The sequence below is a fragment of the Pseudomonas sp. UV AK001 genome, assembly GCF_046097675.1.
Lineage (GTDB): Bacteria > Pseudomonadota > Gammaproteobacteria > Pseudomonadales > Pseudomonadaceae > Aquipseudomonas > Aquipseudomonas kribbensis.
On sequence record NZ_JBJUVZ010000001.1, the window covers coordinates 301,842 to 327,369 of the forward strand.

Here is a 25,528-nt window from a genome sequence, read left to right on the forward strand (position 1 = left end):
CATCAGGACGAAGGCGGGGCGCGGTTGAGCAGCCAGTCGAGCAACAGGCCGTTGTCGGACGGTTCCCGGGTTTTGCGTGCCGGGCGAGGCTGGCTGACGTCCAGGCACAGGATCGGCCGATCCGGGTCACTGTCGAGAAAACTCACCCACACTTCGCTGCCGGCACGGGGCAGCACTTCCCTGTTGACCCGGCCACCGGTGCCGACCACGGCAATCGTCAGCCATATGCCGTCAGTGTCGGCATTGTGTGTCAGCGCGGGCCATAACCGCACGGCGAGTCGACCCATATCGTCCAGCTGCGCAGGTTGCCCGGGCAAGCCCAGCACTTGCGCCGGGTGGTAGCCCGGAATGCTCGGGCGCGGTTGCCGCAGCGGCGGGCGATATTCCGTCGACCAGGGCTGTGCAGTGAAATCGTTGTGATAACGACGGGGTGTGGACATCGGATCGAGAATCGATGGTTGCTGTCCGTGATGGCGCAACTCGGTGATCAGCCATTGGTCGTTGAACGCGCGAACCGGATGATCCGTGACCTGCAGCAATCGGCCGCTGAGCAGCTGCAGGCAATCGCTGCGCCCCTCAATGCAGCGGTAGTGGCAGCGCTGGCGCTCCATCTGTCGACGGCTGCGCTGATCAGCGTAGCGTTGGCCGGTTGGCGGAAGTCCTCGCAGGGGTATGACGCCTGTCACCGCGTGATTGGCCGCTTCATTTTCGTTGCCTGGCTGCCCGCGTTCTCGGACGGTGGGCGACACCTGCGCCGTGACGGGGTCGTGACGCAGAAACAGCGTGCTGAGAGACGGGGCACGTGTCTCGTTCTCCGGGTTGAAGGGCACGGGTATCGGGGGCTGCGACAGATTCAGGCTGTCATCGGCAAACACCACGACATGGCCATCCGGTCGGTGCTCGAAGTGATAGTGGATGCCTTCTTCTTCGCACAGTCGATGCAGCAGCGCCAGGTCCGACTCGTCGTACTGGATGCAGAACGGGCGCGGCGGGTAGTACCCCACTGTCAGATCGAACCGGAAGCCGTGCGCGGGCAGGCGATGTTCTGTCAGCAACCGCTCGAGAATGTCCGGCACGCTCAACCGGGTGAACACCCGGCGTCTGGGCTGTTGCTCCAGTTTCTGCAGGTCTGGCACGAGCACCACCTGATAACCGATCCGGTGGGTGCCGCGGTGTTCGCAACCGGCGCTGTGAAGGGTGCCGTGGAGGCCATGATCTTCACTCAACTGCAGGAATGCCGGGCGATGCAACAGACTGGCGGGAGCCAGGGCCGGGGCCAGGCCAATGACTTCAATTTCGAATCGGTAGGGTCGGTTCAACGCTTCGTGGCCGCTGAAGCGCAGTACCGGCAGGCACAGGCCACCGTCGGTGAGTGTCAGCGTGAAGGGACTTTCCTTGTCATTGAGCATTCGGACGGGCTCTGTCGGGTAATACGGGCCACAGAGGTTACGAAACCGCAGTGCAAAATGGGCATGACAAACCGGTTTTTCAGAATCGCCCTACAAGGTGCGTAGAAGATGTCGACACGTGACGGAATTTTTGGTCGATTGCCGACTTTAGGCCGTATAAACTTGGCGCCACGCGTCGGCCAATAGATGTCTCGGCGCCACAGATCAAGAGAGTGAGTAATGGGCGCACAGTGGAAGGTTAAACACAAAGAAGCGGCAGCCAACGCCAAGGGCAAGATCTTCGGCAAACTGGTGAAAGAAATCACCATCGCTGCCCGCAACGGTGCCGATACCGCCACCAACGCACACCTGCGTCTGGTGGTCGAACAGGCCAAGAAAGCCTCGATGCCCAAGGAAACCCTGGATCGCGCGATCAAGAAAGGCGCGGGCCTGCTGGGTGAGACCGTTCAGTACCATCGCGTGACTTACGAAGGTTTCGCTCCGCACCAGGTTCCGTTGATCGTCGAGTGCGTCACCGACAACATCAACCGCACCGTGGCGGAAATCCGCGTGGCGTTCCGCAAGGGCCAGCTGGGCGCTTCCGGTTCTGTAGCGTGGGACTTCAACCACGTCGGCATGATCGAAGCCTCGCCGGACACCCCGGACGCCGATCCGGAAATGGCCGCGATCGAAGCCGGTGCCCAGGACTTCGAGCCGGGCGAAGAGGGCGCGACCCTGTTCCTGACCGATCCGACCGACCTCGACGCCGTGCAGAAAGCCCTGCCGGAGCAAGGCTTCACCGTGCTGTCGGCCAAGCTGGGCTATCAGCCGAAGAACCCGGTCAGCGGCCTGAGCGACGAGCAGATGGCAGAAGTTGAAGCGTTCCTCGAAGGCCTCGACAACCACGACGACGTGCAGGAAATGTTCGTCGGCCTGGCCGGCTGATCCGCTGCGTCAATGACGCCGCCATCGCGAGATCGCTCGCGATGGCGGTGTAGCGTTTACAACGCTTCCAACTGCTGCACGACCTCGCTGAACCCCGGCCGCGCCAGCACATCCGGCTGACAGCAGCGCTGTTCCAGTGCCTCTAGCCGCACACGCCGATCCGCACTCAGCCCCGAGTCGATTCGCGCCAGCAATTCTCCCAGCAAAATGCCGAAGGCTCGCACTTCGATGCGTTGCAGCGCGCGGGTTTCCAGGTTGTCGGTGGTGGCATGGAACGATGCCGCGCCAAAATCCCCCAGCAGACAATCGCCCTGATCGTTCAACAAGATGTTGTGCCCATAAAGATCGCCATGGGTGATGCCTTGTTCGTGCAGATGCTCGGCGACCGACGCAATCCCCTTGGCGATGCGCAAGGCGACATCGGCACTGAACCGGCAGTCATCGGTGTAGATATCCCGCGAACAGGACGCCAGGCTCGGCAACGCGGCGAGGTTGCGATAGCTCGGATCGATCAGTTGCATCACCAGCCCTTGCTGGCCCTCGGGATGATTGCCGATGCGGCCCTCGACCCGGATCAGGTTCGGGTGCAGCCCGGCGGTGATGCAGGCGTTCATCTCGTGCAACGGTGAGCCGTCACTGGTCATCTCGCCCTTGTAGAGCTTTACCGCCACAGAACGCTCAGGCTGGCCGCCCGGCTGCCACGACGCACGGGAAATGACCCCGGACGCGCCTTCGCCCAGCCGCTGTTCGAGACGCAGGCTCGACCAGTCGATCAACGGCGTGGCTTCCAGCGCGACGGCATCGGCTTCGGTTTCCAGCGGATTGCCGGCGTAGGCCAGCCAGGTCAGGCTCGGCAGGGTCAGCAGCCACTGCGGCAGTTCCGTCAACTGGTTGGCAGCGATGCGGATCAATTCCAGCCGATGGCACTGGCTCAGCGATGGCGGCAACGCGCGCAGACGGTTACCGGCAAGCATGAGCTTTTGCAGGAGCGGCCGCTCGCCCAGTTCGGCGGGCAGGGTTTCGATGAGGTTGTCGGTCAGGATCAGCCAGCGCAGCTTCGGTGGCAGTGCAGCGCCGGACACTCGGACGATCCCGTTGGCCTTGAAGCCGATCATGCTCAGGGCCTGGCACTGACCGAGGCACTCGGGCAACTCGGTGAACCGGTTGTCGGAACAGAACAGCACCCGCAGACGGGACAAACGATGCAAGTCGTCCGGCAGGCTGCTCAGTTTGTTGCCGCTTAGGTTAAGTACCTCCAGCGTGTCGGCCAGGTCGAAGATCTCTTGTGGGAACTCGGTCAAGCCTTCGACCAGATCCAGCCGGGTGATGCCCGACAGTTCGCCGGCGCGCAATTGAGCAAGGGTGTGCATGTAAAAAGGTCGCTATCGAGAGGGCGCCGTGACGCCGGGAATGGGCGGCATGATAACGGCAAATCAGGCCGGTTCGCGCACTTCCGCCAATTGCCCCAGCCGGCTGCGGGTGCGAGCCAGATCGATGGCGTTGCCGGCCAGGCTTTCATGCAAAGGCTGGCGCCCGAGCAGCGTCAGGTGTTTGTCCTGGTCGTAGAGCACGTCGATCAGGTTGATGAAGCGCTGCTGGATGGCGATCGAGCATTCGTCCAGCTCCGGCAGTTCATCGATGATCCAGTGGTCGAAGCGCCGGCACAGTTCCAGATAATCCATCACGGCCGTGGGCTGTTCGCACAGGTCATTGAAGGTGAAACCGACGCGGCGGCCTTCGCACAGACGCGCCTGCAAGACCCGGTTGCCAACCGTTATCGGTTGCGGCGCGGTATCCCGTGGCGGCAAATCCAGCGCCAGCCGTTGTGCCGTTGTGGCCGGCCACACGTAATGGCCCTGGGTGAACAGCTGATGTGCGTGATTGCGCGCCTGGCTGCGATAGTCGTGGGGGCCGCCGACTTCCATGACCTGCATGCGCGCGTTGATCAGGTCGATCACCGGTTTGAACCGCGCGTGATACAGCGGGTTGGGCAACAGGCCTTCCGGCGGATAGTTGGAGGTCACCAGCAACAGGATCCCACGCTGGAACAAGGCCTTGTACAACCGGGTGATGAGCATCGCGTCGCCGATGTCATGCACATGGAATTCGTCGAAGCACAGTACCCGGCAGTCCTGCAGTAATTCATCAAGGGTGGCGCCGAGGGCGTCGTCCTGTTCGCGATGCCGGAACATGCCCTGATGCAGGCGGGCGAAGAACTCATGGAAGTGCAGGCGTTGTTTTTGCTGGATCGGCAAGGCCTGAAAGAAGCCGTCGAGCAACCAGCTCTTGCCGCGTCCGACGGCACCGTACAGGTACAGACTCGGCGGGGTTTGCGCGGCAGGGCCGAACAACATTCCGGCCTGTTGCGCCATGCAGTCGATCACCCGCTGCTGGCTGTGGCTGAGGGTATAGCCCTGGCCATGGGCTTTAAGCCGGAAGTAATCGCGGATTGACTGGGCGCTGGCGCAATGGCCGGCACTGGCCAGATTTCGCTTGCCGAACAAACGGCGCAACCCTGAAAGGCGCTGGGACAGACGCGAACGTTCGGGCGGTCGGGCGGGCACGGTGAGGTCACTCCGTCATCGTCGGGCCGGCTCCCCCCGAGCGCGGCGGCGTAGTGTAACCAGATGGGTAGTTTGCCTTCCACTGCGCTTTATCGGCCAAGAGTCTTTCTGGACAGTAATCTGCGGCGCGTACAGGTTTTTTCAGTGCCATGGGGTAACGGATCGACAACTTTTCGAAACATATCCCGCACGTTCAGTGGATCCAATCGACTGGCGCAATCGGCGTCCGTTGCTAACCTGAAACACTGTAACGGCAGAGACGCTGTCGCCATCAAGGATCGGACGGTGAATGCAAGGGTGGTCTGGGCATTGCTGGGCGGGCTCGCAACACCGGTGCAGGCGGCCGACCTGCAGGTCGAAGTGCGGGTCGATGTGCAGCGCGGTTGCCAGTTGATCGGTCAGCAGCGCGGAGCCGGCATCGAGCAACTGGGCGTGCTCGACTTCGGCAGCGCCGCGCGCCTTGACGATCCGGCCGGGCCACTCGGGGCGGCGCTGATGAATGCGCGATTGCCGCGCCTGGAATGCAATCCCGACACGCCGTATCAGCTGCGCGTCGATGGCGGACTGCATGGCGGGACCGGCGAAGTGCGCTACATGACGGGCGAGGCGGGTGGCAAAGCCATTCCTTACCGTTTGTACCAGGACGCCGCACGGCGGGTGCCGCTGGTGGTGGACGTGCCGGTCAGCGGGCGGGTGCCCGACAGCGGTTCGGTGGACCTGCCGCTGTACGGCCGGATAGAGCGGATGGCCGAGGTGCCGAGAACCGGTCGGTATTCGGATCTGGTCAAGGTGACGGTGACCTGGTGATCGGCCGGGAGCATGTGCGGCAGGAGCGTTCAATGACGAACGCGGTCAGGGATCGGAAGGAGTAGGGATGCAATGACAGGCAAGCACTGGCTGGTCATCACCGCAGGCGCATTGCTGTTGCTCACCGAAGATGCCCAGGCGGCCATCAACGGGCAGATTCACGCCCGTCTGACCCTGATCGCCGGCTGCGAAGTGACCAATACATCCAGCCCCGCCAGCCCGGTGGGCGATTTTGGCAAACTCGATTTCGGCCAGCAGGGCCCGACCTGGAACGCCCCCATCAAGGCCAGCCTGGCCAACGACAGCAGCGGCAGGCTCAACGTGGCCTGCAACCCTTCGGTGACCGGTTTCACCGTGAGCATCGACGGCGGCACTCATGGTGACGGCAATACCCGTCGCCTGAGCAATGGCCGCCAGACCATCCCCTATCAACTGTTTCTCGATGCGTCGGGCAGCCAGAGCTACAGCATCGGCCAGCAACACAATTTCGCTGTCACCAGCGGCGCGCAGATACCGATTCCGGTATTTGGCTCGGTGGTGGCGAACACCCGTGCGGTACCGGCCGGTGTCTATACCGACACCCTGACGGTGACGCTCGATTGGTAAACCGTAGAGGAAGGACACCATGGGTACGATTGCATCAAGGATAGGTTTGTCGTTGCTCGGCCTGACGCTGGCCACCAGCGTCAATGCCGCTACCACGGTCACCGGTCAGATCACGTCCAGCCTGATCCTGATCAGCAGTTGCCAGGTCAACGGTTCGGGCGGTTCCACCGGGCTGAACTTCGGTGCCCTGAACTTCGGTACCGCCAACAGCCTGTTCACCACCGCGACCGGGCAGGTGCTGGGCGGCGGTGGCGGGGCGTTGTCGATTCTCTGCTCGGCCGGCACCACGCCGTCGGTCAAGGTGCGGGCCGGCGCCCACGACGGGTTGTCGCCCGGCGGTACCCGCGCGCTTTACGACGGTGTTGCCAACTACGTGCCCTACGACTTGTACACCGATGCCGGGCACTCGCAATTGCTGGCCATCGACGGCGTGATCAACCTCGCCGCCAGCACCGGTGTGGCGCAAACGGTGAACATCTATGGTCAGGCGGTGGGCAAGGCCGGCCTGCCGGCGGGTACTTACACCGACACGATTTCCGTTGAACTGACGTTCTAGTGCCATGGGCCGGCATGGTTGTGCGGCGCTGCTTCTGTTGTGTGCGGGGGCTGTGCCGTTGCCGCTGGCGGCGGTGACCAGCCAGAGCTTTCAGGTCAGCGCGACGATCACCCCGGGCTGCCTGGTGGTGGGGGGCGTATCGAACTATGGCGGGTTGAACTTCGGATCGCGCTCGGCCCTGGCTACCGGCACGGTGCAAGTGGCATTGACCGGCGGCGTGCAGTTGCAATGTACGCCGGGGGTGACGCTGAACATGACGGTAGATGGCGGTCAGTACAACAGCGGCGGGCGCCGGATGCAGATCAGTGGTGGCAGCGCGAAGGTGGCCTATGCGCTGTTTCGCGATGCGGCCTACAGCCAGAGCCTGGGCATCGGGCAAAGCGTGGCGGTGGCCTATAGCGATGCGAACAACATCAGCCTGCCGATCTACGGTCAGGTGCAATTGCCGGGCAATCAGCCCGGGGGGACGTACAGCGACGTGTTGCAGGTGCAACTGTCGTGGTGATGAATGGCACAAGGAGCGGGTTTATGGGGGTTGTCTCGTCACGGCTGTTACGGGCGGGTTGCGCAATGCTGGTGTTGGCTTCACTCGGAGCGGTCAAGGCTCAGGCGGCCAGTTCTGTGCTGATCTGGCCCATCGATCCGGTGCTCGAAGCCGATCAGCAGGCCAGCGCGTTATGGCTGGAAAATCGTGGCAGTGAAACCGCGAATCTGCAGATTCGCGTGTTTGGCTGGAGCCAGAACGGTTACCAGGAGCAATACCAGAACCAGCGTGACGTGATCGGCAGTCCGCCCGTGGCGAAGATTGAGCCGGGGCAGAAACAACTGGTGCGCCTGACCCGGACCAAAGAGGTGCCGCCCGGTCAGGAACTGGCTTACCGGATCATCATCGACGAGATTCCTTCGGCGCAGCCGCCTGTCGCTGATGCAGGAAAGACGGCTGCGGCCATTCGCTTCCAGATGCGCTATTCGGTGCCCCTGTTTGCTTACGGTGCCGGCCTGTGGAGCAAGGAAGACACGACCCGGCAGCGTGATCCCAAGGGCATCGGCCTGCCGCAACTGAGCTGGCGCACGGTCTCGGTCGACGGCAAACCCTATGTGGAAGTGCGCAACCAGGGCGCGGTGCATGCGCGGCTGACCGATGTCGCGCTCAAGCAGGGCGGGCAGAGCAAGCCGTTGGCGGAGGGTCTGTTGGGTTATGTGTTGCCTGGCGCGGTCATGCGCTGGCCGGCGCCGGGATCAACAACGGGAGAGCTGGCCGGTCGGATCAATGGCGCGGCACAGGTGCAGAGCATCGCTCCGGCGAAGTAAGGATTTCGGCCTGCGGGCCGGGTAGTGCGGGGCCGCCGGGCAAGCGATTGGCCGGCGGGCAGCAGCGGTTTCAGGAGGAACCAGTCCATTGACGGACGAAGCACGCTAATGAGCCCGGGATGGGCTCGCCGTATTCAGCGTCCGTTGTGGCTTGTCACCGGCGCGTGTTGCCTGATGTTCATTCATCCATCCGGGGCCGGCGAACTGCCGCCGCCTCCCAGCGGCATGGAGGCCGTCAGCGATGCACAGTTGTTTCTGGAACTGGTGGTCAACCAGATGAATACCGGACGCGTAGTGGCGGTGGAACAGCGCGGCGGGCGGCTGTTCCTGCCGGCCAGCGTGTTGCGCGACACCGGCATGACACTGCCCGAAAGTGCCGGCACCGAAGTCGATCTCGACGGTCTGCCGGGGCTGCACAGCGACTACGACAGCGTCGGCCAGCGATTGCTGCTCGACGTGCCGCCGGACTGGCTGCCGGAGCAGTTCATCGGCAATCGTCAGGTCTATCCACGTACCCCGGCGCTAAGCAGTTTCGGCGCTCTGTTCAACTATGACCTGTACCTCAACGACACCGACGACGCGGGGACTTATCTGGCGGCGTGGAACGAGGTGCGGGTGTTCGACAGCTGGGGCACGCTGTCCAACACCGGGCAGTACCGGCGCACCTTGTCGGGGGATTCGGTCAGTACGCTGAACAATGGCTATCTGCGCTACGACACCACATGGCGTTACTCCGACGACGAGCGGATGCTGAGCTACGAGGCGGGGGACGTGGTCAGCGGCGCCTTGCCGTGGAGCAGTTCGGTGCGTCTGGGGGGCGTGCAGTTCTCCCGGGATTTTGCGGTGCGTCCGGATCTGGTGACTTATCCGCTGCCGCAATTCGCCGGTGAGGCGGCAGTGCCGTCCTCGGTGGATCTGTTCATCAACGGCTACAAGTCCAGCAGCACCGATTTGCAACCGGGGCCGTACACCCTGACCAACATCCCCTTCATCAACGGTGCGGGCGAAGCCGTGGTGGTGACCACCGATGCACTGGGCCGACAGGTGTCGACCACCGTGCCGTTCTATGTCACCAGCAGCCTGTTGCAGAAGGGCTTGAGCGATTTCTCGATCAGCGCCGGTACGCTGCGCCGGGATTACGGGCTGAAGGACTTCAGTTACGGGCCGGGCGTGACTTCGGGCAGCCTGCGTTATGGCATCAGCGACAGCTTCACGCTGGAAAGCCACGCAGAAGCGGCCGATTCACTGACCCTCGGCGGGCTCGGCGGCAATCTGCGGCTGGGCAATTTCGGGGTGCTCAACAGTGCGATCAGCCAGAGCCGTTTCGATGGTGAGGGCGGTCAGCAATACAGCCTCGGTTATCAGTACAGCGCCCAGCGTTTCAGCTTTTCCTGGCAACGGCTGCAGCGGCGTGACCAGTACGCCGACCTCACGGTGGTCGACAGTCCTTACACCAGCCTCAGCAAGCGCAGCGAGCAGGCGACCTTGAGCCTCAACCTTGAGCGCTGGGGCAGTCTGGGTGTCGGCTATTTCGATATCCGGGCGGCGGACGATTCCCGCACGCGGTTGCTCAACCTGAGCTGGAGCAAACCCTTGTGGCGCAACAGCAGTTTCTACCTGTCGGCCAACCGCGAAATCGGCGATGCCAACTGGGCGGTGCAGGCGCAACTGGTGATCCCCTTCGACCTGCGCGGCAGCCTCGCCATCAGCAGCGAACGCAGCAAGACCGGGCAGACTCAACAACGCGTCAACTACAGCCGCGCCGTACCGTCCGAGGGTGGGGTGGGCTTCAACCTCGGTTATGCCAACGGCGACGGTCCTGATTACCGGCAGGCTGACGTGACGTGGCGACTGCAATCGGTGCAATTGCAGGCCGGTGTCTACGGCACTTCGGACGCCGAAACCCGTTGGGCCGATGCCAGCGGTTCGCTGGTGTGGATGGATCACCAAGTGTTCACGGCCAATCGCATCGATGATGCCTTCGTCGTGGTCAGCACCGATGGTTACGCGGATGTGCCGGTGCATTACGAGAACCAGCAGGTAGGCCAGACCGACCGCAACGGCCATTTGCTGGTGCCGTGGAGCAGCGCCTACTACCGTGGCAAATATGAAATCGATCCATTGAACCTGCCGGCCAACGTGCGCAGCCCGAATGTCGAACAGCGCATTGCCGTGCGCCGTGGCAGCGGTTATCTGCTGGAATTTCCGCTGAGCCGGGTAATTGCCGCGAGCATCGTGCTGGTGGATGCGCAGCAGCAGGAGTTGCCGCTCGGCAGTGGCGTGCTGCATGAGGAAAGTGGCACGCGCACGGTGGTGGGCTGGGACGGACTGGTCTATCTGGAAAACCTGCAGGCGCAGAATTCGCTGCGGGTGACCCTGGCAGATGGCAAGACCTGCCAGGCGCAGTTCAAAGTTGACCTGCAACAGGATCAGATTCCACTGATCGGGCCATTGGTGTGCCAATGACGTGGGTACGGCTCTGTCTGTGGCTGGCACTGATGTTGCCGGGGGCAGCGCAGGCGCTGTGTTCGGTGGTCACCACCACACCGGCCGGGTTCGGCACGATCAGTTCGATTGCGGTTCGCACCACGTCGCAACCCAGTTCCACGCTGAACGGTGGTTTGAGCTGTACGGGGTCGCTGTTGTCGCTGCTGGCCAACAACGATCACTTCTGGGCCACGGTGACCTCCACCCAGAGCGGCTTGCTCGGGCCCACTGGAGATGTCATCGGCTACACGATCTACGCCAACAACAGCACCAGTTACCCGCTGACCCGGGGCACGGCTTATGACTTCGCCCGCAACGGCATTATCGATGCGCTGGGATTGCTAGGCGGCACGGTGCCGAAAACCGTGCCGCTGTACCTCGGCACCACGATTGGCAGCAATGTGGCAGCCGGGGTGTACACCGAAACCCTGAGCATTTTCTGGAACTGGAATTACTGTTCGGGCATCGGGGTCGGGGGACTCTGCCTGGGTCGCGACATCAACAGCGGCACCACGACGCTGACGGTCAACCTGACCGTGTCCAACGATTGCACCATCACCGCGCCCAACATCGCTTTCGGCAGCGCACCGGTGATCAGTGCGTTTACCCCGGTGACCGGGCAGACCATCAATCTGGCCTGTACCAAGGGCAGCGCCTACACCGTGGGTTTGGGCGACGGGCAGAACGCGATCAGTGTCGGTGGCCGACGGCGAATGATTTCCGGCAGTAACTATCTGGCCTACGACATTTTCAAAAGCGCCGGCACCACCCGCTGGGGCAGTGTCGGCGCGGCGCGTCGGGCCAGCACCGATGCCGAGGTCAATCCCGGCAACGGCCTGGGCACCGGCAGCCAGATCTTCAATTACAACGCGAAGATCTACACCGACCAGACCACGCCGCCCGCCGGCACCTATCTGGACAATGTGGTGCTGGATGTCGGGTTCTGAACCGGTCAGAAGCGCTCGGTGTGCTGGAGCAACGGCGCCGCCGGGGTGTCGGTCGGGCTGACCATTGCATAGTTGTAACCGTCGCCGGACCAGTACTCGGCCTGCAGATCCCCGTCACGTCGGCTACCCCGTGGCAGGAAGGTGTTTTTCGGCCCCGGCGGGCGCACGTAGAAACTGACCTTGTGCCCGGTTTGATCCTCATACATGACCATCGCTGCCGGGCCTTCATCGGTACTCAGCAGGCGGCCGCTGACCGGTTGAAACCCGGCTGCCGTCAGGTCCGGCAGACGGTTGGCCTGCGTGAAGTAGCGGTCGAGCCAACGCTGCATGTCACCTGCGCCGCCGTCCTTGTAGTCCGCCGGCAGAATCCCTTGCTGAGCGATCAGGCGGTACGCCTGCAGGGCATCGCTCATCGGCGCAATCGAGCGCACGAGGGTCATTTCCCGGGCCTGCCAGCCACTGACACCGCCGAGGCTGACCGCTATCAGCAACACGGCCGCGCTGGCCCAGCGTCGGTGTGATCGATGCTTGAGCCGCTGGCGGATCAACGCCGGGTCCAGATCCGGGTTGGCCGGTTGTTGCAAGGCGCCACCGAGGGCCGCGCGCAGGTGCTGGGCATCCTGTTGCCAGGCGCGGATCAACGCGGCGTCTTCCGGGTGGCTGGCCAGCCAGTTTTCCAGCACACGCCGGTCGGCGTCGCTGAGCTGGTGGTCGATGTAGGCGTGTAAATCACGCTCGCTGGGGGGCAGGCTGATCATTTGAGTATCCGCAAGGAAGGGCTGCTGATTTCGCCGTCGCTGAGCTGGCGCAAAGCCTGGCGGGCGCGGGACAGGCGCGACATCACGGTGCCGGTGGGGACGTCGAGAATCTCGGCGACCTCCTTATAGGTCAAGCCTTCCACCGACACCATCAGCAACAGGGCGCGCTGTTCGGTGGGCAGGCGATCGAAGGCTTGCAGGGTCGATCGGGCAATGACAGTGCGTTCCACCGAGGGCTCGGCGTCATCGCGACCGGTGAAGAATTCGAGCATCCGCGCGTAGCGCCGGGAACGCCGGTGCGCATCGAGGAACTGGCGGTACAGGATCGAAAACAGCCACGCGCGCAGATCGCCCTCGGCGCGCTTGTCACCCCAACTGGAGAGGGCACGTTCAAGGCTGGCCTGGACCAGGTCGTCGGCGCTGCTGGTGTTGCGCGTCAACGACACGGCAAAGCGCCGCAATCGGGGGATCACTTCGCGAAGTTGTTCGTCGAGTGTGTTCATGGCAGGGGCATGCTCTGGCTCAGAAGCGCGGTAGTCATAAAGAAAGACGCCTCTCGACACAGCTTATTCCATCCCGCGGGCTGAAAGATTTTATAACCCGCTACGTAGGAAAACTCACCGCATCTTGTAGTCCGTGTAATGGATTCAAATTCCCCGGCTCAACCCGTCCGACAAGCGCAAACAACCACCGAAGCAGCCTGACGGCGGCGGGTGGCTGATTTGGCTGGAACGACAATTTGAGCAATAGGGATGTTTGAGATGCATGCAATCGCAATGGGTACCCCGTTCACATCGCCTGTCGAATCTGATGCGTGGCGTCAGTTCGGATGCGGTCCGGTGGTCGAACCTGGATTCTCGTTGATCCATCGCGCAATCGAAGAGCAGGCTGCGGCAAATCCGCAGAATCTGGCCGCATGTTTTCAGGGGCAAACACTCTCGTACGGTGAACTGAACCGCCAGGCCAACCGGCTGGCGACAGTGCTGAAGGCTCATGGCGTGATGCCCGGTGATCATGTCGCCCTGTTTGTCGAGCGGTCTATCCCGATGCTGGTGGGCATGCTTGCCGCATTGAAGGTAGGGGCCGCCTATATTCCCCAGCATGTTGGCATAACGCCTGCGACTCAATTGCGCCACATCATGGAAGTCGCTTCGACGCGGGTGGTGCTGACGCTTTCCACACTGGCGCCTGCCATTCCCCTGACGGCGGGGCAGCACTGCATTCATCTGGACGCGTTCATCGATTCGCCAGGTTCGATCGCCGATGACTTGAACGTGGGGAGTGGCGCGCCGTCCGAGGATGCGCTGTGCTTTGTGTTGTTCACGTCCGGCACGACCGGGCAACCCAATGGCGTCAGGGTTACCCAACGCAATGTCTGCAATATTCTGCTGACCGCTCCCGGCAATCTCGGTATGCGGCCAGGTTTGAAAGTCGGCCAGATCCTCAACATCGCTTTCGACATGGCGGCCTGGGAAGTTCTGGGCTGCCTGGCTCATGGCGCAACACTGATGATTCGCGGCAAGGACATCGCCGAGACGGCCGAGCAATGCGATGTATTGATCGCAACGCCATCGATTCTCGCCACGCTGGACCCCGCGCGCTGCAGTCAGGTGAAGGTGGTAGCCCTTGCAGGCGAACCCTGTCCGCAGCCGTTGGCTGATCGCTGGGCGTCCTTTTGCAATTTTTACAACGCCTGTGGGCCCACCGAAACCACCATCATCAACACCCTGCAGCATTACAAAGGCACGGGCCGGCTGACGATCGGCAAACCGACGCCGAACAACACGGTTTATGTGCTGGATGAAGCGGGGCAATTGTGCGGGCCGGGCGAGCAGGGCGAGATGTGGGCCGGTGGCGATTGCGTGACGGCTGGCTATCTGGGCAACCCCGCACTGACTGCCGAACGCTATCGTCTCGATCCATTTCTGGGGCAGGGACGCATGATGTTTCGCACCCGCGATCTGGGGCGCTGGACCGATGAGGGCGAACTGGAGCACCTGGGACGTGTGGATGATCAGGTGAAAGTCAGGGGCTTTCGGGTCGAGCTGGATTCGGTGTCGGCCGCACTGGAGTCGACACCGGGTTGTGAGCGCGCCGTCACATTGAAGTTCGATAACCGCAATCTGGTGGCTTTTGTCTATCCCGCTTCCACGGATGTCGATGCGGCACGACGCCGTTGCGAAGAGCGTCTGGCCTATTACTGCGTTCCTTCGATGATTCTGCCGGTCGATGAAATTCCACTGACCTCGCGGGGCAAGGTCGACAAACGGCTGTTGCTCGAGCGAGCGCAGACGCACCACGCACAGCGTGTCGCCGCCGAACAGGAGGCGGTGCAATGAGTGGCCTGGACACAGGCGTCACTTTGCCCGAGCCGCGTGCATTATGGCGACGTTTGGGCACGCTGCCGCTGTTTTCCCATTACAACCGACTGGTCGCGCTTGTGCTGATCTGCAATTTCGCTGCGCTCGGGCATGGATTGACTGCCGGACAGTGGTGGTCAGCGTCGGGAAGCGATCTGGAAGCGCTATCGCAGCTGGTGTTGTTCAACCTGTCGATGGCGATTCTGGTTCGTCAGCAATACCTGATCAACGTGTTGTTCTGGCTGGCCACTCGTGCGCCCACGACCTGGCCTTTGGCGATTCGTCGGTCTCTGGCCAAGGTCTATCACTTTGGTGGTTTGCACAGTGGTGGCGCGATGGTGGCGATTGCCTGGTTTATCGCGTTGTTCGGCTCGCTGGTCTGGCAACGGATCGAAGGCGTAGGTGGGGTTTCGCTGACGCTGTTGGCGATCAGCGGCACGTTGCTGGGGTTGTTGTTGCTGATGGCGATCATGGCGATGCCAGGGATTCGTTCGCGCTTTCACAACGGTTTTGAACGTACACACCGTTTTGCCGGTTGGGCTGCCTTGCTGCTGTTCTGGGCCATGACGCTGGTGTTTGCCCGGGACCGCAATCCTGCGATGGATCTGACACAGGTGTTGCTGACGTCGGTGTCGTTCTGGATGCTGCCGGTGCTGACGCTCAGCATCGCGTTGCCCTGGCTGCGTCTGCGCAGGGTGCCGGTGACGTTGGTCAAACCCTCGTCACACGCGGTCATTGCCCGCTTCGATCACCATACGCCGTTCGCCGGATCCTCCACCGCGATCAGTCGCAATCCGCTGTGGGAATGGCATTCCTTTGCCAACATTCCTGCACCAGGCGAGCGCGGTTTTCGTTTGATCATTTCCCGGGCGGGTGACTGGACAGGCGAACTGATCGAGCAACCGCCAACCCATGTCTGGGTCAAGGGCATCACCACCGCCGGGGTCGCCCGTATCGAAACCCTGTTCAAGTCAGTGGTTTATGTCGCCACCGGCAGCGGGATCGGCCCGGTGCTGCCGCATCTTTTAGCGAAGCAGGTACCCATTCATCTGATCTGGTCGACCCGCAGTCCGCGAAAGACCTACGGCGATGCGCTGGTCGATGAAATTCTTCAGGCCCAACCCGATGCCCATATCTGGGACACCGATCTGTTGGGCAAGCCAGACCTGGTGACGCTGGCTTACTCGGCGGTTCAAAGCCACGGCGCAGAGGCGGTAATTTGCATTTCCAACCAGACGTTGACGGAGCGTGTGGTCAAGGAAATGGAGGGGCGGGGCATTCCGGCCTACGGCGCGATCTGGGATTCCTGACGGGCGTATTACCGTTTTCCTTCCCCTTACATAGAAAGAGACTGCGATGAATATATTGATCGAAAGACTGGGGCGCGTGGTGTTGATCCGCCTCAACCGGCCCCACGCCCGTAACGCGCTCAGCGCACAATTGATGCGTGAGCTGCTGGAAGCCCTGCAAGCACTGGATGGTGATCCTGGCGTCGGGTGTTTCCTGATCATCGGTACGAAGGATTACTTCGCGGCAGGCGCCGACATCAAGGAGATGTACGAAAAGTCTTGTCTGGACATGATTCAGGAGGATTACTTTGCTGGTTGGGACGCGTTCGCCGCGCTGCGTACTCCGAAGGTCGCGGCAGTCGCGGGGTTTGCCTATGGCGGAGGGTGCGAGTTGGCAATGATGTGTGACGTAATTGTGGCGGCCGAGTCCGCAACGTTTGGTCTGCCTGAAATCACTTTGGGAGTGATGCCGGGCATGGGTGGCACGCAGCGTCTGACCCGTTTGATCGGTCGTGCAAAAGCCATGGACATGATTCTCACGGGCCGCTCGATGTCCGCTTGTGAGGCGGAGCAGTCGGGTCTGGTATCGCGGGTGGTCGCCACCGAGGATTTGTTCGAAGAGGCATTGGCGGTTGCACGGCGGATTGGCGGATTCCCTCGCATCGCGACACGAGCTGCGCGGGAGGCGGTGGACCGGGCCGATGAATCAGGGGTGCGCGAAGGCCTTCTGTTCGAGCGACGCTCGTTTCACGGCTTGTTTGCCACGCCCGGCCAAAAGGAGGGCATGCAGGCATTTCTGGAAAAGCGCGAGCCACGGTTTGATCTGATGTAGTCGGACCGGAGGTGGGCTCGCGCGTCACCGCGTGAAAGAAACTACAGTTCAAAGGGAATAAACCTACGAGGCGTGCGTCTCATAGCACCTTTCCCTATGGCCGATGGCCCTGGAGTCTTTCATGGTTGATCGCAGCTCACCGCCCGGCGGGCCACAACGCCCGCCATTGAGTGCCGCGAGCCTGGTGTTGCGTCTCGGCGGTATCGCCGTGGTTGTCGCAGCCGTGGCCGGGACGTTTGCCTACGTTCACGGCAACTTTGACCCACAACGACTGACGCCCAAGGCGTTGGTCGATGTGCTGGAAAAGAACAACGGCGTGCATCCCGGGTTTCGTCGCAATCATGCCAAGGGTGTTTGCGTCATCGGCCATTTCGAAAGCAGTGGTGAGGCGCGTCCTTACTCTGTCGCACAAGTGTTCAATGAGCCACGCACCCCGGTAGTCGGTCGATTCGCGCTGCCGGCGGGTAATCCTTATGCGCCGGACAGCGCTGTACCGATTCGCAGCCTGGCGCTGCGTTTTACTCAGGCCAACGGCCAGCAGTGGCGCACCGGGATGAACAGCATGCCGGTGTTCCCGGTGGGCACCCCTGAAGCGTTCTATCAGTTGCAGCAGGCGCAATCGCCGGATCCGGCGACCGGCAAGCCTGATCCGGCCAAGGTCCCGGCATTTTTTGCTGCCCACCCGGAAGCCGTGCCGTTCCTGACCTGGGTGAAGATGGCCAAACCTTCGGCCAGCTATGCCACGGAAACCTACAACAGTATCAATGCGTTTTATCTGGTTGATGCCAGCGGCAAGAAGCAGGCCGTGCGCTGGAGCATGATGCCATTGGCCCAGGACGCTGCGGGTGCTGCGGCTCCGGAAGGTAGCGACTTTCTTGAGAAGGACCTGGTGCAACGTCTGGCCGAGGGGCCGCTGCGCTTTCAGTTGAACATTACGTTGGCCAATTCTGACGATCCGGTGAACGACGCGAGCAAGGTCTGGCCTGCCGGTCGCAAAATGCTGAACGCCGGCACCCTGGTGCTGGAAAAGACTCAGCCGCAGCTCAGTGGCGAATGCCGCGACATCAACTACGACCCACTGGTCCTGCCTGCCGGGATTGAAGGTTCCGACGACCCGTTGCTCGCTGCTCGTTCAGCCGGCTACGCCGATTCCTACCTGCGTCGCACCAGCGAAGTCAGTCAATTGCCCACTGGCAAACAGGAGGCACGCCCATGAGAACGCCACCGACGCATTTCAATCCGCTGGCGCGACTGCTGCACTGGCTGATGGCACTCATGATCATCGCCATGTTGTTCATCGGTGCCGGCATGGTGACTTCGGTGTCGGCGCGGCATGAATGGCTGATCAACCTGCACAAACCTTTAGGCATCGCAATTCTGTTGCTGGTGATCGTGCGCATTCTGGTGCGATTGGGTACGCGTCAGCCGCCACTGCCGGAGGATCTGCCGGGCTGGCAAGTGATGGCAGCCAAGGCGTCGCACCTGTTGCTGTACGCCTTGATGCTGGTGTTGCCGCTGCTGGGCTGGGCGATGATCAGCGCGGCGGGGGATCCGGTAATGCTTGGCCATTCGTTGCAATTGCCGTCGATCCTGCCGGCAGATGCCCAAGTGTTTGCGCTGTTGCGCAAGGCGCATGGTTATCTGGCGTATCTGTTGTTTCTGACCGTGCTGCTGCACCTGGCGGCGGCGCTGTTCCATGGTTGGGTGCGCCGCGACGAGGTGCTCGACAGCATGCTGCGGGGACGCAATCGCAACTGACCGCAGACGTTAATCCGGCGTGGCGAGGGAGCATATTTGCTCGCCACGTTTTTGCGGTGCCAATGTTCGCCACCAATACAGCAGCGCGACGATGTTGATTCCCGCCCCCAGCCAGCAGACGCCCGGCCATCCTGCCCAGGCGTACATGGCCGTCGAGGCGATGGAGCCCAGGGCGCTGCCAATCGAGTAAAACAGCATGTAGCCGGCGGTCAGTCGGCTTTGTGCCTCTGGGCGGACGCTGTAGATCATGCTCTGGCTGGTGACGTGCACTGCCTGCAAGCCCAGATCGAGGGTGATCACGCCGAGCAACAGCGCCCACAACGAAGTTTGGGTGAACGCAATCGGCAGCCAGGAGCCGAGCATCAGCAGCAATGACAGGCCGCTGACCCATTGCCCGAATCCGCGATCCGCCAGGTCTCCGGCTCTTGCGGCGGCCAGTGCACCCGCCGCGCCGGCCAGACCGAACAATCCGATTTCACTGTGGGAAAGCGACAGCGGCGGGGCGGCCAACGGCAAAACCATCGGCGTCCACAGGACCATGGCGCTGGCGAAGGTCAGCAGGGCCAGAATCGCCCGTTGCCGCAGCACTGGTTCCTCTCGAAACAGGCTGAGCACCGAGGTAATCAACGCGGCGTAGGAGGTTGCCGGTTGCGGACTCTCGTCCCTGGGCAGCACGCGATACAGCAGCAGTGCCATGACCAGCGTCAGCCCCGCCGACAACAGATAAATCGCCCGCCAGCCTGCCAGATCCGCCATCCCGCCCGCCACGGTGCGCGCGAGCAAGATGCCGACCACGATGCCGCTGGTGATCACTCCTACGACACGACCGCGTTGCGTCGGGATGGCCAGTGTGGCGGCATAGGCCACCAGTACTTGAGTGACGACGGCGAGCAGGCCGGTCAGGGTCATGCCGATCAGCAGCCAGATGCTGTTGGTGGCCAGCGCGATCATCAGCAATGTTGCGGCCGACAGCAGGGTTTGCGTGACAATCAAACGTCGGCGGTTGAGCAGATCGCCGAGCGGCACGAGCAAAACCAGCCCGACGCCATAGCCGACCTGGGTCAGCGTGATGACGATACCGATGCTCGCGGGCGACAGGTTGAAGGCTTCGGCCATGGCGTCCAGTAACGGTTGCGCGTAATACACGTTGCCCACGGCCAGGCCGCAGGCAATGGCGAACAGCAGCACAACACCACTGCCGAGATTTTGCGCGTTCATGTCCTGATTCCTTTTCTGGTTTCAAATGGAAACTGGAATGACGGTAAGTAATCTGGTTTTGTTTTGCAACCTGATTGGGTAAAAGTGCGGCGCAAAAAAAGATCGCAGACAGGGCTACGATCTTTCATGGGGCGAGAAGCAGGGGGGGGATCAGCGCAGGGTGTCGACCATGTCGGCGATGGTGGTCAGCACGTCCTTGCCCAATTGTTTCGAGCGTTGGCCCGACCAACCGGTGAGCGGGTTCGGCGCATCGTCGTGATCCTTGAACGGCATCTCCAGGGTCAACGACAGGCAGTCGAACTTCTGGCCGACACTGTTGCAGGCCAGGGTCATGTTGGCCTGACCCGGTTCGTCACGGGTGTAGCCGTACTTGGTCTGGAAGTCTTTGGTGGTGTGTTTCAGGTGGCTGCGGAAGTGCTCTTCGAGTTTCTCGATCCGTGGCGTATAGCCCGGATTGCCTTCGCAGCCGGCGGTGAATACGTGGGGAATTTCTTCGTCGCCGTGTACGTCGAGGAACAGATCGACGCCGTACTTTTCCATCTGCTGCTGTACGAAAAGCACTTCCGGGCTGACTTCCTGACTGGCGCTCTGCCAGGCCCGGTTCAGGTCCTGGCCCATGGCGTTGGTGCGCAGGTGGCCGTGGAACGCGCCGTCCGGGTTCATGTTCGGTACCAGGTACAGATCGGCACTTTCCAACAGCTTGTTCAGCCCTGGATCGTTGTGATGTTCCAGACGCTCGATCACACCTTCCATGAACCACTCGGCCATGTGCTCGCCCGGGTGCTGCTGGGCGATGATCCAGATCTTGCGCCGGCCTTCGGCGCCGGTGCCTTTGCGTAGCAGCTGGATGTCGCGGCCCTCGACGCTTTTGCCAGTGGCCAATAGTTCGGTGCCGGCCTTGGTCAGCGCTTGCTCGATCAGCCAGTCATGACGGCCACGGCTGTAAGGTTCGAAGTAGGCGAACCAGGCGTGGGTCTGCTCGGCTTCAAGGCAGAAGCGCAGGCTGTCGCCTTCGAATTGGGTCGGAATGCGGAACCAGTTGACGTGGTCGTAGGAAGCGACGGCCTGATAGCCGGTCCAGGCCTTGTTGTAGGAGGACTGGCTGGCGTTGACCAGGCGGAACCAGTGTTCCTGATGAACATGCAGGCCGCTGGCTTTGAAGTGGAACCACTGGAAATGGGCGCTGCGGGTATCTGGCCGAATTGCCAGAACCGGGTTGAGCGGGTTGCTGATGTCGATGACTTGGATGTTGCCGCTGTCGAAGTTGGCGCTGATGTCGAACGAAGATTTGGCCACGGTCATAATCGGTTCCTGAATATGATTTTTATGGCGGCTACTTTACACGCAAGACAGGGGTGAAACCGAGGGAAATTGCGGGGTGTGGCGGGGGGCGTCTTCCATGACGCGGGTGCAGCTTAGTAGCTGTGCGATTGATTCTCAAGTGCTAATTGGCATTACTTTTCCCCAATGCGGACGGGGTTCCCTTGCCAAGCGATATTCTTTTGATATTATCCGCGCCACCGAATTTGCAGCACCCAAAGACTTCATTAGCCTGAAGCCAAAAGCCAGAAAACTGGCAAAAAAAAGACCCGGCAAAAAGCCGGGTCAAAAACCGTGATTAGCCTGATGAGGAGATAGTCCAGAAGACCGACCTGAGGTCTCTGGTCCATCGACTGATCTCGCGACCAGTTGCTTGCAATAATAATCATTATCATTTGCAAGTCAAACGTTTTTATCTGCGCGATTGGAAAATTCTTTCCTGTCCGTCTTTAGCGAACACCGCCATCGAGCGAGTGATCGACCATCGCCCGTGCCATGTCCACCATGTGCACGACCGAAAACGCCAGATCCCGACTGACGCCTTGCAAGCCGTCTGCAGCCTTGAATGCAGTGGCCGCCGCACATCGCAGCAAATCCGAGGCGTGGACCAGGGATTCTTCGCCACTCAAATTACTGTTCACGCCGAAAAAACGTTCTTCCACTTCCTGTTCTGACACAGCCGGTTTCAAGTAATAGTCCAATGCCCGCTGCGCGGCAGCGCAACCCTGTGGAGACTTGAAAGTGGTATCCATCTGGAGGTCGGGCAGGTCGTTGCTGGTGATATTCATGGTGAAAGGTCACTCCTTGGTCGATTCAAATCCGTGAACCAAGAATAGTACCTAGAGTATTTGTGACCAGAATTTAAATACTACAATATGTGTTTTGCCGGCCGAAGGCGGGCACGTATGGTGCCGCACATGGATAAATGGATTGAGTTGGTCAAGGCCAAAATGAGTGAACTCAACGTCACTCAAGTCGAACTCGGCGAGCGCGTCGGCATGTCTCAGGGCGGTATCGGCCATTGGCTGAACAAACGCCGTGAGCCCGGCATCACGCAGATGAACCGCGTGCTGAAAGCGCTGGGCATGGAGTATCTCGAAGTCGCGGTGGTGATCCGCGAACCGCAAGTCGACAAGGACGACGAAATGCCGCTGGCGCAGAAGTACAACCCTTACTTCCGCTACCCGGTCAGCGATTGGAAGACGCCCATCGAGGCCCGTGAAGCCCAACCGGCCTATTCGAGCGGCAAGGACAAGCGACGTTTCGAACTGACGGACTACCACGCCCGTGGCCCGGCGTTCTGGCTCACGGTGACGGGTAATGCGATGACCGCGCCCACCGGGCAGAGCATCGGCGAGGGGATGATGATCCTGGTGGATCCCGCGCTGGAGGCAGAGCCCGGAAAACTGGTGATCGTCCAATGGCCGGACAGCGATGAAGCGATTTTTCGCAAACTGATCGAAGAGGGCGGCCAGCGTTACCTGATGCCGCTCAATCCGACCTGGCCGAAAGCCTTGTTCACCGACGAGTGCCGAATCATCGGTGTCGTGGTTCAGGCATCGGCCAAATACTAGTCAGATCGATCCTCGCCAGGCGTAGGATCGATCCACCTCTCAAGCGTCTTCCAGCTCGACCAGCGCGCTGCCTTCGCTGACCATTTCGCCTTCCTGGCAATACAGCGCCTTGATCACGCCGGCATGGGGCGCGCGAATGCTGTGCTCCATCTTCATCGCTTCCAGCACCACCAATTGAGTACCGGCCTCAACCGATTGCCCGGCCTCTACCAGCACACGCACGATGCTGCCGTTCATCGGTGCCGTCAGACCGCCCTGATGACTGTGACTGGCTTCGACAGCGCTGATCGGGTCGTACGTTTCAACGCGTCGCAACTCGCCGTCCCATTGCAGATACAGAACCTCTCCACGACGAATCGCACGCAGCTGTCGACGCAGCCCGTCATGCTCGATCACCAGTTGCTCGCCAATCAGTTTTGCACTGCCGCCAGCACCGAGCGTCAACGCCCGATCCTGCCCCTCGCAGCTCAAATGCAAAGTGATCTCACGGGGTAATCCGGCACGCAAACCGCTGTGCAGTGCCCAAGGCGAAGCCGGATCATCCACTCGAGCCGTCCCCGGCAGGCTCTGCGCAAAAGCCTGCGCCGCCGCATCCCAGAATTCATCGCTCAGCGCAGCAGGCGCTGGCAGCAACTGTTCCTGATAACGCGGGATGAACCCGGTATCCAACTCCGCCGCCGCGAACGCCGGATGACCAATGATCCTCCGCAGAAAGTTGATGTTGGTCTTCAATCCGCCAATCGCAAACTCATCGAGCATGCTCAGCAGCCGCAACCGCGCCTGCTCACGATCCTCGCCCCAGGCAATCAGCTTGCCGAGCATCGGGTCGTAGAAAGGCGAAATCTCATCGCCTTCCTCAACGCCACTGTCCACACGGCGCCCCGGACCCGCGGCGGATTCGCGATACAGCTCCAGACGCCCGGTGGCCGGCAGGAAATCATTCGACGGATCTTCCGCATACAGCCGCACTTCAATCGCATGCCCGTTCAGCGGCACCTGATCCTGAGTGATCGGCAACGCTTCGCCACGGGCGACGCGAATCTGCCAGGCCACCAGATCGAGCCCGGTGATGGCTTCGGTGACCGGGTGTTCGACCTGCAACCGCGTATTCATCTCCATGAAGAAGAATTCGCCACGAGCATCCAGCAGAAACTCCACCGTGCCGGCGCCGACGTAACCGATGGCCTGTGCCGAACGCACCGCCGCTTCACCCATCGCCCGACGCAGTTCCGGACTCAGCCCCGGAGCCGGTGCTTCTTCGACGACTTTCTGGTGACGTCGCTGAATCGAGCAGTCGCGCTCGTTCAGGTACAGGCAATTGCCGTGCTGGTCGGCGAACACCTGGATTTCCACGTGGCGCGGCTTGAGCAGGTATTTCTCCACCAGCATCCGCGAATCGCCGAACGACGACTGCGCTTCACGCTGAGCCGAGGCCAACGCTTCCGCCAGTTGGCTGACGTCTTCAACGACTTTCATGCCCTTGCCGCCACCGCCGGCAGTGGCCTTGAGCAGCACCGGATAGCCGATACGCTCACAAGCATCGCGGAAGGTTTCCAGATCCTGGGCCTCACCGTGATAACCCGGCACCAGCGGCACGCCGGCAGTTTCCATCAACGCTTTTGCGGCGGATTTGCTGCCCATCGCGTCGATGGCCGAGGCGGGCGGGCCGAGGAAGATCAGGCCGGCCGCTTCAATGGCGCGGGCAAAACCAGCGTTCTCCGAAAGAAAGCCATAACCCGGATGAATCGCCTGAGCGCCGCTGGCCTTGGCCGCCGCGATCAGTTTGTCGATTTGCAGATAACTGTCAGCCGCTTTGCTGCCGCCCAGATCGACGCGGATATCCGCTTCACGGCTGTGCCGCGCTTCACGGTCGGTGGCACTGTGCACGGCCACGGTGGTCAAGCCTAGCGCCTTGGCGGTGCGCATGACCCGGCAAGCGATTTCGCCACGGTTGGCCACCAGCAGGGTGGTGAGAACAGGTGCGCTCATCAACGCGGCTCCTTGATGGTGGTTGCGGCTTGCCAGCTCGGCGGACGCTTCTGCAAAAATGCCCGCAGACCCTCCTGGCCTTCCGGGCTGACGCGGATGCGGGCGATCGCGTTTTCGGTGTAGCGGCGCAGGGCCGGAGTCAGCGCGCCGTTGCCGACTTCACGCAGCAGATCCTTGCTGGCGCGCATGGCGGCCGGGCTGTTGAGCAGCAAGTTGTCGATCCATTGTTCGACGTTCTGCTCCAGTTCAGTCGCCGGATAGCTCTCGGACAGCAAACCGATTTCCCGCGCCCGCTGCCCGCCGAAACGTTCGGCCGTCAGCGCATAACGCCGCGCCGCACGCTCGCCGATGGCTTGCACCACGAACGGACTGATCACCGCCGGCGCCAGGCCAATGCGCACTTCCGACAGGCAGAACTGCGCGTCATCGGCGCCAATCGCCATGTCGCAGCAACTGATCAGCCCCAATGCGCCGCCGAACGCCGCGCCTTGCACTACTGCCAGGGTCGGGATCTTCAGTTTGGCGAGGTTGTACATCAGCTCCGCCAGTTCCCGGGCGTCGTCGAGGTTGGTGTGGTAATCGAGTTCGGCCGATTGCTGCATCCAGGCCAGATCCGCGCCGGCGCTGAAATGTTTACCGCGTCCGCGTACCAGCAGGAAACGCAGGCTGGCGTCGCTGGCGACCTTGTCCAGCGCCAGGATCAATTCGCGGATCATCTCGGCGTTGAACGCGTTGTTCTTTTCTTCGCGGCTCAGCCACAGGGTCGCGAAACCCCGTGGATCGCTCTGCAATTCGAGGGTGTTGAAGTCGCTCATGAGG

Annotated in this window: 25 protein-coding genes; 15 read left to right on the forward strand and 10 right to left on the reverse strand. The window is 61.6% G+C overall.

Annotated features, from left to right (window positions below):
* Window positions 1-2: 2 nt before the first annotated feature.
* Window positions 3-1,409, reverse strand: coding sequence for a type VI secretion system Vgr family protein (locus ACKLNA_RS01385; RefSeq protein WP_408984624.1), 1,407 nt, complete (start codon window positions 1,407-1,409; stop codon window positions 3-5).
* A gap of 219 nt (window positions 1,410-1,628) precedes the next feature.
* On the opposite strand from ACKLNA_RS01385, the gene ACKLNA_RS01390 reads away from it, so the two are divergent.
* Window positions 1,629-2,333 carry a YebC/PmpR family DNA-binding transcriptional regulator gene (locus tag ACKLNA_RS01390; RefSeq protein WP_085712455.1) on the forward strand — a complete coding sequence of 235 codons (705 nt, stop codon included), beginning with the start codon at window positions 1,629-1,631 and terminating at the stop codon, window positions 2,331-2,333.
* 56 nt (window positions 2,334-2,389) lie between these two features.
* Here the strand turns inward: ACKLNA_RS01390 and ACKLNA_RS01395 are convergent, their stop codons facing one another.
* Window positions 2,390-3,703: a leucine-rich repeat-containing protein kinase family protein gene (locus ACKLNA_RS01395; protein WP_408984625.1), complete on the reverse strand. Its 1,314-nt coding sequence runs from the start codon at window positions 3,701-3,703 to the stop codon at window positions 2,390-2,392.
* A 63-nt stretch (window positions 3,704-3,766) separates the two neighbouring features.
* Window positions 3,767-4,897, reverse strand: coding sequence for a cell division protein ZapE (gene zapE, locus ACKLNA_RS01400; protein WP_408984626.1), 1,131 nt, complete (start codon window positions 4,895-4,897; stop codon window positions 3,767-3,769).
* Between the two features lie 285 nt (window positions 4,898-5,182).
* On the opposite strand from zapE, the gene ACKLNA_RS01405 reads away from it, so the two are divergent.
* From ACKLNA_RS01405 to ACKLNA_RS01435, 7 genes are all read left to right on the forward strand, one after another.
* Window positions 5,183-5,704, forward strand: a complete 522-nt coding sequence (locus ACKLNA_RS01405; protein ID WP_408984627.1) for a spore coat U domain-containing protein — start codon at window positions 5,183-5,185, stop codon at window positions 5,702-5,704.
* Between the two features lie 72 nt (window positions 5,705-5,776).
* A complete protein-coding gene (locus ACKLNA_RS01410; RefSeq protein ID WP_085712451.1) occupies window positions 5,777-6,310 on the forward strand; it encodes a spore coat U domain-containing protein in 534 nt (177 codons plus the stop codon).
* Window positions 6,311-6,329: 19 nt separating this feature from the next.
* Window positions 6,330-6,866, forward strand: a complete 537-nt coding sequence (locus tag ACKLNA_RS01415; RefSeq protein WP_114884104.1) for a spore coat protein U domain-containing protein — start codon at window positions 6,330-6,332, stop codon at window positions 6,864-6,866.
* A 4-nt stretch (window positions 6,867-6,870) separates the two neighbouring features.
* The gene (locus tag ACKLNA_RS01420) at window positions 6,871-7,371 is read left to right on the forward strand and encodes a spore coat U domain-containing protein (RefSeq protein WP_408984628.1); all 501 of its coding nucleotides are present in this window, start codon (window positions 6,871-6,873) and stop codon (window positions 7,369-7,371) included.
* Window positions 7,372-7,394: 23 nt separating this feature from the next.
* The gene (locus ACKLNA_RS01425) at window positions 7,395-8,177 is read left to right on the forward strand and encodes a molecular chaperone (RefSeq protein WP_408984629.1); all 783 of its coding nucleotides are present in this window, start codon (window positions 7,395-7,397) and stop codon (window positions 8,175-8,177) included.
* Window positions 8,178-8,285: 108 nt separating this feature from the next.
* Window positions 8,286-10,643 (forward strand): fimbria/pilus outer membrane usher protein, encoded by a 2,358-nt coding sequence (locus ACKLNA_RS01430; protein ID WP_408984630.1) that lies wholly within the window; start codon window positions 8,286-8,288, stop codon window positions 10,641-10,643.
* Window positions 10,640-11,611: a spore coat protein U domain-containing protein gene (locus ACKLNA_RS01435; RefSeq protein WP_408984631.1), complete on the forward strand. Its 972-nt coding sequence runs from the start codon at window positions 10,640-10,642 to the stop codon at window positions 11,609-11,611. Before ACKLNA_RS01430 ends, ACKLNA_RS01435 begins: the two co-directional genes overlap by 4 nt.
* 5 nt (window positions 11,612-11,616) lie before the next feature.
* On the opposite strand, the gene ACKLNA_RS01440 is transcribed toward ACKLNA_RS01435, so the two are convergent.
* Complete coding sequence (locus tag ACKLNA_RS01440; protein ID WP_408984632.1) at window positions 11,617-12,369, reverse strand: anti-sigma factor family protein; 753 nt, start codon at window positions 12,367-12,369, stop codon at window positions 11,617-11,619.
* The gene (locus tag ACKLNA_RS01445; RefSeq protein ID WP_408984633.1) at window positions 12,366-12,872 is read right to left on the reverse strand and encodes an RNA polymerase sigma factor; all 507 of its coding nucleotides are present in this window, start codon (window positions 12,870-12,872) and stop codon (window positions 12,366-12,368) included. The genes ACKLNA_RS01440 and ACKLNA_RS01445 overlap by 4 nt, the downstream gene beginning before the upstream one ends.
* Window positions 12,873-13,145: 273 nt before the next feature.
* On the opposite strand from ACKLNA_RS01445, the gene ACKLNA_RS01450 reads away from it, so the two are divergent.
* The 5 genes from ACKLNA_RS01450 (at window position 13,146) to ACKLNA_RS01470 (ending at window position 18,608) form a co-directional block, all read left to right on the forward strand.
* Window positions 13,146-14,708, forward strand: coding sequence for an amino acid adenylation domain-containing protein (locus ACKLNA_RS01450; protein ID WP_408985541.1), 1,563 nt, complete (start codon window positions 13,146-13,148; stop codon window positions 14,706-14,708).
* A complete protein-coding gene (locus ACKLNA_RS01455; RefSeq protein ID WP_408984634.1) occupies window positions 14,705-16,039 on the forward strand; it encodes a hypothetical protein in 1,335 nt (444 codons plus the stop codon). The genes ACKLNA_RS01450 and ACKLNA_RS01455 overlap by 4 nt, the downstream gene beginning before the upstream one ends.
* A gap of 46 nt (window positions 16,040-16,085) precedes the next feature.
* Window positions 16,086-16,850: an enoyl-CoA hydratase-related protein gene (locus ACKLNA_RS01460; RefSeq protein ID WP_408984635.1), complete on the forward strand. Its 765-nt coding sequence runs from the start codon at window positions 16,086-16,088 to the stop codon at window positions 16,848-16,850.
* Between the two features lie 121 nt (window positions 16,851-16,971).
* Complete coding sequence (locus tag ACKLNA_RS01465; RefSeq protein ID WP_408984636.1) at window positions 16,972-18,066, forward strand: catalase family peroxidase; 1,095 nt, start codon at window positions 16,972-16,974, stop codon at window positions 18,064-18,066.
* Window positions 18,063-18,608 (forward strand): cytochrome b, encoded by a 546-nt coding sequence (locus ACKLNA_RS01470; RefSeq protein ID WP_114884090.1) that lies wholly within the window; start codon window positions 18,063-18,065, stop codon window positions 18,606-18,608. The genes ACKLNA_RS01465 and ACKLNA_RS01470 overlap by 4 nt, the downstream gene beginning before the upstream one ends.
* Window positions 18,609-18,617: 9 nt before the next feature.
* On the opposite strand, the gene ACKLNA_RS01475 is transcribed toward ACKLNA_RS01470, so the two are convergent.
* Window positions 18,618-19,826 carry an MFS transporter gene (locus tag ACKLNA_RS01475; protein WP_408984637.1) on the reverse strand — a complete coding sequence of 403 codons (1,209 nt, stop codon included), beginning with the start codon at window positions 19,824-19,826 and terminating at the stop codon, window positions 18,618-18,620.
* A gap of 150 nt (window positions 19,827-19,976) precedes the next feature.
* Window positions 19,977-21,128 (reverse strand): M14-type cytosolic carboxypeptidase, encoded by a 1,152-nt coding sequence (locus ACKLNA_RS01480; RefSeq protein WP_408984638.1) that lies wholly within the window; start codon window positions 21,126-21,128, stop codon window positions 19,977-19,979.
* 97 nt (window positions 21,129-21,225) lie between these two features.
* Here ACKLNA_RS01480 and ACKLNA_RS01485 point away from each other — a divergent pair, with 97 nt between their 5' ends.
* The gene (locus ACKLNA_RS01485) at window positions 21,226-21,444 is read left to right on the forward strand and encodes a hypothetical protein (RefSeq protein WP_114884084.1); all 219 of its coding nucleotides are present in this window, start codon (window positions 21,226-21,228) and stop codon (window positions 21,442-21,444) included.
* Between the two features lie 151 nt (window positions 21,445-21,595).
* Here the strand turns inward: ACKLNA_RS01485 and ACKLNA_RS01490 are convergent, their stop codons facing one another.
* Entirely contained in the window at window positions 21,596-21,934 is a 339-nt protein-coding gene (locus ACKLNA_RS01490; RefSeq protein ID WP_114884082.1) for a DUF6124 family protein, read from the reverse strand.
* A 129-nt stretch (window positions 21,935-22,063) separates the two neighbouring features.
* Between ACKLNA_RS01490 and ACKLNA_RS01495 the strand changes: the two genes are divergently transcribed.
* Window positions 22,064-22,720 (forward strand): LexA family protein, encoded by a 657-nt coding sequence (locus tag ACKLNA_RS01495; RefSeq protein WP_408984639.1) that lies wholly within the window; start codon window positions 22,064-22,066, stop codon window positions 22,718-22,720.
* A gap of 39 nt (window positions 22,721-22,759) precedes the next feature.
* Here the strand turns inward: ACKLNA_RS01495 and ACKLNA_RS01500 are convergent, their stop codons facing one another.
* Together ACKLNA_RS01500 and ACKLNA_RS01505 are read right to left on the reverse strand one after the other, a co-directional pair.
* Complete coding sequence (locus tag ACKLNA_RS01500; RefSeq protein ID WP_408984640.1) at window positions 22,760-24,709, reverse strand: acetyl/propionyl/methylcrotonyl-CoA carboxylase subunit alpha; 1,950 nt, start codon at window positions 24,707-24,709, stop codon at window positions 22,760-22,762.
* The gene (locus tag ACKLNA_RS01505; RefSeq protein ID WP_408984641.1) at window positions 24,709-25,524 is read right to left on the reverse strand and encodes a gamma-carboxygeranoyl-CoA hydratase; all 816 of its coding nucleotides are present in this window, start codon (window positions 25,522-25,524) and stop codon (window positions 24,709-24,711) included. The genes ACKLNA_RS01500 and ACKLNA_RS01505 overlap by 1 nt, the downstream gene beginning before the upstream one ends.
* Window positions 25,525-25,528: the final 4 nt, after the last annotated feature.